The following is a 4,392-nucleotide window of genomic DNA, read 5'->3' on the forward strand; positions in this document are numbered from 1 at the left end:
TCACTAATTACAGGAGGGCATCGGGCAGATCTCGGGGAAAGCCCTTCGGATTTCCGAGAAGAGAACAAGAAAGGCAGGGCGGTAGGAAGAAGAGGCCTTCCGGGGCGACCGCGGCAAAATCAGGGTCAGCGAGTTCCCATCGCCACCACGGAAAGACTGAGAAGAGGCGTGGACCTTCAGACCCTCCGTAATGGGCCCTTACCGCTCGGAACTTCGATGTCTCTTTCAATCCGATGCTTCAGACCCTCACTTTCTCTCTTTCGTGCCGTCGATATCTCCGCTTGCGGCTCTTGTAATTCAGTGATAGCATGTGACTATACCGGGCTGAGCAATGATGCGGAAGAATAAGAAGACCCCCCGAAGGGCTGATCGGAAACTCGAAATCATCCTCAAAGCCGATTCCGTCGGAAGTCTCGAAGCAGTCAGAGTCGCCCTATCGGAACTGGTCTCCCCGGAAGTCGAAATCGGCATCGTCCATGGCGGAGTGGGTGACATCAACAAGTCTGATCTTCTCCTCTCGGAGACGGCGGGCAGACTCGTCATCGGTTTCCAGGTCGATCTCTTGCCGACCCTCGAAAAGGTGGTCAGGGAACGCGGCATTGAGGTTCGCCTTTATAACGTAATTTACGCTCTCATCGCTGATATAAAAGAGATTGCGGAGGGCATGAACCCTCCGGATCTGCGAGAACGAATCTTCGGATCAGCCAAAGTGATCGCGCTTTTTAAGAGCAGCCGGAAGGGAATCATCATCGGATGCGAGGTTCGGGACGGTTTCCTGGCTGGCGGCGAACGCTTTCGCGTCATATCCGCCATGGGACCGGTCTATTCGGGAATTATAGAGTCGCTTCACATCGGACAAAATACGGTGCAGAAAGCCACTCAGGGACAGCAGGTCGGAATAAAACTGAAGGACTTTAAGAAGATAAAAATAGGGGACATCGTAGAGAGTTTCCGCCCTCTGCCTCAGGAAGAGAAACGAATATGGCATCCGAGAGGCGAGATTATACGGAAATAGCGCTTAGGACATTACCACCAAAGCTCTTCTGGCATCTCATTCGGACTGCTACCGTTGACGTTCATTCCGCCCGTAGAATTCTGCCGAGTGCCGCCTTATGCGAAATAACGCGACGGTATCGCCCTATATTCGGTAAGGCCTGCAGTTGGCCGCCCTATCCAATTCGCAGGAGCTGCCGCAGTCTTTTGCCTGTGGGTGGGGCAATTTATGAAAACACCTCACGCCGGTACAGATGACCGAGTCCTCGCAAAAGACCTCGTCTCCCTTCAAGCCTTTTTCGACCCAGACCTCGCCGGTAGTGCGGATCTCGTTGTTTTCTTTCACGATGCTCCAGTAGGGCTGTGAGGCATCCGGGTAGCTGACAAAGTCTGGATCACGGATAACGACCGTTTCGCCGTCGGGTTTCTTCAGTATCACAAGTGTCTCTTTAAGATTTGCCATCTGTGCCTCCTCTTTTCTTTCTATCTTACTAAATTCTCACTCAAATAAAAAAGGATATTCATGGGGGATGGAGCTAAGAACTACTAGCGCAATGATTATGGGAAAGGGAACGAAAGACGCGGTCGTGCTCCAGGGGAAGAATAGAAGGGTTACTTCATGGCCCCGTCGCCCCGTCCGGAAGGTTCGCTGAGGAGATGGGGACTACCTTTTTTGTCTGCCTTCTTGATACCGTAGCTGAAATAGACCACAAGACCGATGAAAAGCCAGACAAAGAGCCTTATCCAGGTGTCTCGCGGAAGTCCCGACATGAGATAGAGGCAGGCGAGGATTCCGAGTATCGGTGTGGCTGCGCCCCCCGGCGCTTTGAATACTCTCTTGGCCTGAGGATGGGTGTATCTGAGGACAAGGACGCCGGAGCATACTATGACGAAGGCGAGGAGAGTGCCGATGCTTACGAGTTCCCCAACGATACCTATCGGAAGAAGGGCTGCCATGAGAGACGTGACCGCTCCCGTGATCATCGTGATAATGTGGGGAGTCCTGAATTTTGGATGGACCTTGGATGTAAAAGGAGGCAGAAGGAGATCCCTGCCCATGGAGAAAAAGATTCTCGTTTGACCGAGCAGCAAGACGAGGATAACCGAAGTCAAACCTGCAATCGCACCGATCTTCAGGAAGGGGGAAAAGAGATGCAGCTTCATCGCGTCGAGTGCCACGGCAAGAGGCGCCGGGCCGCTCAATTGCGTGTAAGGGACGACGCCTGTAAGAACGAGCGATACCGCAACATACAGCACGGTGCAGACCAGGAGACTGCCCAAGATGCCGACAGGCATGTCCCTCTGCGGATTCTTGGCTTCCTGTGCAAGCGTCGATACCGCATCGAACCCTATATACGCAAAAAATATGACCGCGGCTCCTCTCAGCACTCCGCTAAGCCCGAAGACACCGAACTCACCTTTGTTCGGCGGCACAAAGGGATGCCAAAGATCCGGCTTGATAAAGAAGACACCGGCACCTATGAAGGCAAGGATGATAGCGACCTTGATGAACACAATAAGCGTGTTTACGGCAGCCGATGCCTTGATGCCGAGGATCAACGTCGCGGTAATAAAGGCGACGACAAGGAGGGCAGGGAGATTAAAGAAGGCACCGGTTGCAACCCACCTGTGCAGTTCAAGGTTATACGTAAACGGCGGCGATGTGAGTCCGTCCGGAAGGAATATCCCGAGGTCTCTCAGAAAACTCACTCCGTAGCCCGACCATCCGATCGCCACGGTCGTTGCGCCGAGAGTATATTCGAGGATGAGGTCCCATCCGATAATCCAGGCAACAAACTGCCCGAGCGTTGCGTACGCATAGGTATAAGCGCTTCCTGCGATGGGGATCATCGAGGCAAACTCCGCATAGCAGAGTCCGGCAAAGGCACAGGCGACTCCTGCGATGACGAAGGAAAGAACGATCGCAGGCCCAGCGATCTGCGCCGCCGCATGGCCAGTAAGCACAAAGATGCCGGCACCGACAATCACTCCTATTCCCATGAGCACAAGGCTCATCGGACCCAGGGACCGTTTAAGCCCGCGCCTTTCGTCGAATGCCTCGACGGTCAAGTCAGCAAGCGTCTTTCTTAAGAAAATCCTCTTCATCGTTCTCCTCGAACGCCTTCAACGTCCGTGAATGCTATAGCTCACTCAAAGATCACATAGCTCTTTATTTTCTGGAGTCTTTTCCCCCGGATGCCGAGGTCTTCGATACGAGAAAGCCTTCGGTCCCTACGTGCCTCGATTATCCTTCTTACTGTGTCCGGTCCTATGCCCGGCACCCTGAGCAAGGCCTCTCTATCCGCAGTATTAATTCTCACGGGATAATATTTGGGATGGCGCTCCGCCCAGACTTCTTTCGGGTCCCTGTCCAATCTCAGATTACCGCTCCCGTCGAGAATAATTTCATCCTTTGTGAAGCCGTACTTCCTGATGAGAAAATCAACCTCGTACAAACGGTGTTCCCTCATGAAGGGTCTTCCCGGGTTTGTGAGGAATCGCCTCTCACCAGGTATCCCGCTGCTGCCGAGGCCCTTCTGGTAGGCTGAGAAATAGACCCTCTTGAAATTGAGACGGTTATAAAGAGCGGACATATACGTTATGATCTCACAATCGGTCTCATCAGAGGCTCCGACGACGAACTGGGTGGTACATTTGACCCGCGCAAACCGCGTGCCTTTTTCTGTGAGCCTCCCCATCAACTTCAACGGGCGGAGAATGTCCTTATCATAGTCTTTCGTGGAGGACAGCGAATCGAAGTGCTTTCTACCCGGCGTCTCGATATTGAGGGAGACCGCTGAAGCCAGAGACAGTGCGTCTTCTATGGCGGCATCAGATGCGCCGGGGATGATCTTGAGATGGATATACCCTCGGAAATCATGCCTATATCTGAGGAGGCGGGCAACGGTATTGATCCTCTCCATCGTATAGTCGGCATTCCCCATGACGGCTGAACTCAGGAAGAGACCAAAGACCTTCTTCTTTTTCAGATATTCCATAAATACGCCGGCAACCTCTTCCGGCTGGAGGGTACATCGCCTGACATTCGTTTCCGATCGAAGCGGACAGTACCCGCAATCATTCGCGCAGGCATTCGAAAGAAGGGTCTTGAGGAGGACCGAAGATCCACCCTGAGGAAGCGTAACGGGATAAAGCCATTTGCCGTCCAGCCCCCGCTTGCGCCGGTCATCATTTCCGGTCCCGCATGCGCAGGCAAGATCGTATTGAGAATCCTCTGAAAGCACTTTCAGCTTATCGATCGTATCCATCAGCAACCTTGCCGAAATTATACCATAGAGGTTTCACGTTCACTGCGAACCTCACCGCCCTGCACGACCTGTTATAATGAAGAAGAATGAAGGAGGAGGCGCTTTTTTTGTTCCAATGAATAGGGTAAAT

5 protein-coding genes are annotated in these 4,392 nt (G+C 52.9%); 2 read left to right on the forward strand and 3 right to left on the reverse strand.

All coding sequences use genetic code 11. The annotated features are described in order from the left end of the window. Positions 1 to 191, forward strand: a 191-nt coding sequence (locus VEI96_00770) for a hypothetical protein (protein ID HXX56514.1), incomplete at its 5' end; no start/stop codon positions are given. Positions 192 to 331: 140 nt separating this feature from the next. Continuing rightward, entirely contained in the window at positions 332 to 1,015 is a 684-nt protein-coding gene (locus VEI96_00775; protein ID HXX56515.1) for a hypothetical protein, read from the forward strand. A 123-nt stretch (positions 1,016 to 1,138) separates the two neighbouring features. On the opposite strand, the gene VEI96_00780 is transcribed toward VEI96_00775, so the two are convergent. The 3 genes from VEI96_00780 to VEI96_00790 form a co-directional block, all read right to left on the reverse strand. Next, positions 1,139 to 1,456 (reverse strand): hypothetical protein, encoded by a 318-nt coding sequence (locus VEI96_00780; GenBank protein HXX56516.1) that lies wholly within the window; start codon positions 1,454 to 1,456, stop codon positions 1,139 to 1,141. 149 nt (positions 1,457 to 1,605) lie between these two features. Then, positions 1,606 to 3,099 carry an amino acid permease gene (locus VEI96_00785; protein ID HXX56517.1) on the reverse strand — a complete coding sequence of 498 codons (1,494 nt, stop codon included), beginning with the start codon at positions 3,097 to 3,099 and terminating at the stop codon, positions 1,606 to 1,608. A gap of 41 nt (positions 3,100 to 3,140) precedes the next feature. Continuing rightward, on the reverse strand, positions 3,141 to 4,262 hold the full coding sequence (locus VEI96_00790) for a hypothetical protein (protein HXX56518.1): 1,122 nt from the start codon (positions 4,260 to 4,262) through the stop codon (positions 3,141 to 3,143). Positions 4,263 to 4,392: the final 130 nt, after the last annotated feature.

The sequence above is a fragment of the Thermodesulfovibrionales bacterium genome (genome assembly GCA_035622735.1).
In the GTDB taxonomy this organism is placed as follows: domain Bacteria; phylum Nitrospirota; class Thermodesulfovibrionia; order Thermodesulfovibrionales; family UBA9159; genus DASPUT01.